We start from the raw sequence: 1,854 nt of genomic DNA on the forward strand, positions 1-1,854 counted from the left end.
CATATGTATTATACTTTGATAATGTTATTTCAGATGCTCCTCTTTCAATTTATTTGTATGGTGCGAGTGTTACATCATTTGGGGCAAAATTTGCTGTGAATTGTGTTTGCGAAGGATTTTAATATCCATAGAAAATCACCCTCATGGTCACAGTTGAGTATTCGCCCAATCTTTACGTCGGATTCGCATAATGTGGTTTGTGGAATATAAGGGTGGGACAATCGGCTCGACCAATCACCCTTAGGATTGAGAGGCAATGAAGTGTCCCAGGTGCGGCGCGCCAATGAAACTGCGCACCGCGAAACAAGGCCGGCATAAAGGACGAGAGTTTTGGGGGTGCAGCAGGTTCCCCGCCTGCCGGGCAGTTGTGAACAGTAATATTCACCACCTGGCGCAATCAAAGCCTGCGCGGACCAGACATGCTTCGAAGCGACTTTTTCGCCCTGGGAAATTTGGATCAATGATTATTGCGGGCGTGGTTCTCTTGGCTTGGCTTGGGCTGAGGGAGGGGCCAATCGGTTTCCAAAACAGTTCCTACAAATCGGCTGGAGACACGATCGCTGGTCGGGCGACTGTGATCGATGGCGATACGATTGAAATACACGGTCAACGCATTCGATTTAACGGGATTGATGCACCGGAAACAGATCAGCTTTGTTCGCGGAAGAACGGTGCCCGATATCGATGTGGCGCAGATGCAGCCCAGTTCCTCAGTGAGTACCTCGCACAGTCGCGCCCAACTACCTGCAACTTCATCGAATGGGACGCATACGATCGATACGTAGGGGACTGCTATCGGTCTGATGGCCAAGGCGTCGCATCAGCGCTCGTTGCAGCAGGGCATGCTCTCGATTGGCCACGTTTTAGCAAAGGCGCTTATTCTGCCCTCCAGGACGAAGCTCAGAACGCGCACAGAGGTATATGGCAAGGCTCTTTCGAGAATCCTTGGGAGTTCAGGGCCCGGAAACGCGCCGAAAAAATGCCTCAACAAAGTCAGAAGACACAGTCGGTTGGCGGTCAGAGTTCAAGTGATTGTAACATCAAGGGAAATATCAGTTTCTCAACTGGCGAACGAATTTATCACCTGCCAGGACAAGAATTTTACAGCAAGACGAGAATTGACACGGGGAACGGCGAGCGTTGGTTTTGTTCCGAGGCGGAGGCTCGCGCTGCCGGCTGGCGACGGGCGAGGCGTTGACGTGTCGTTGATTAGACCACTCTTTAGGTCCGCAAGCAGCCCATGATCATCCACAGTGCGAGCATGGGAAAATGGCTCGCTTGGCGTTCTCAGAGGCCAATAGGTGAAAAATCTACGTCAGGGTAGTAGGAGGCATATCCTAAAATCTTCTGCTTCGCCTCGTCGCAGATTTGAGAGCCTCTCCCACTTACAGCGGCATTTTTTCGAGTGCTTTCATTGCGGCTTCGGGCCAGCAAGTCCTCTACAGCTTCCTTATTGGCATCTAGATCAGCATATTTCAGTATCTTGCTGAAATAGCTTATTTTATCGGTTTTCATTTCTTCATAGGTAACGTGGAGCTTTTCCTCGCAGGTTTGCCAGGAAACATAGAAGTTAAAATACCAAGGCGCGATTAGGTCTGCGGCGAAACACTCAAGATCCTTGTTGTCCCAATCACGCATTTCTTCATTGGCAAAGGCCATCGGGAACACGTGGCTCTCGTTCCTTATATGGTCGCGGAAACTGATCATTGCGTCAAAGATGTTTCTTGTGAACCGCGCCGGGTTTGCCGGAGGCTCCAACTCCTGAGTAGGATGGAGCACGATGAGCAAAACGACGAACAAGTTTTCCCCTGAAGTACGCGAACGAGCGGTACGCCTTGTGCTGGACAATGAAGG

General features: G+C 50.5%; 2 protein-coding genes. One reads left to right on the plus strand and one right to left on the minus strand.

Annotated elements, in window-relative coordinates; translation table 11 throughout:
• Positions 1–460 precede the first annotated feature (460 nt).
• Positions 461–1,198, plus strand: a complete 738-nt coding sequence (locus DCO57_RS22150; RefSeq protein ID WP_165814819.1) for a thermonuclease family protein — start codon at positions 461–463, stop codon at positions 1,196–1,198.
• Positions 1,199–1,287: 89 nt separating this feature from the next.
• On the opposite strand, the gene DCO57_RS22155 is transcribed toward DCO57_RS22150, so the two are convergent.
• Positions 1,288–1,779, minus strand: coding sequence for a sulfotransferase domain-containing protein (locus DCO57_RS22155; protein ID WP_347876561.1), 492 nt, complete (start codon positions 1,777–1,779; stop codon positions 1,288–1,290).
• Positions 1,780–1,854: the final 75 nt, after the last annotated feature.

This window comes from Labrenzia sp. 011, from assembly GCF_003075075.1.
Classification (GTDB): Bacteria; Pseudomonadota; Alphaproteobacteria; order Rhizobiales; family Stappiaceae; genus Roseibium.

Bases quoted from the DNA above. Each gene is read 5' to 3' on its own strand.
- DCO57_RS22150 (WP_165814819.1), top strand. From the start codon at position 461: ATGATTATTGCGGGCGTGGTTCTCTTGGCTTGGCTTGGGCTGAGGGAG.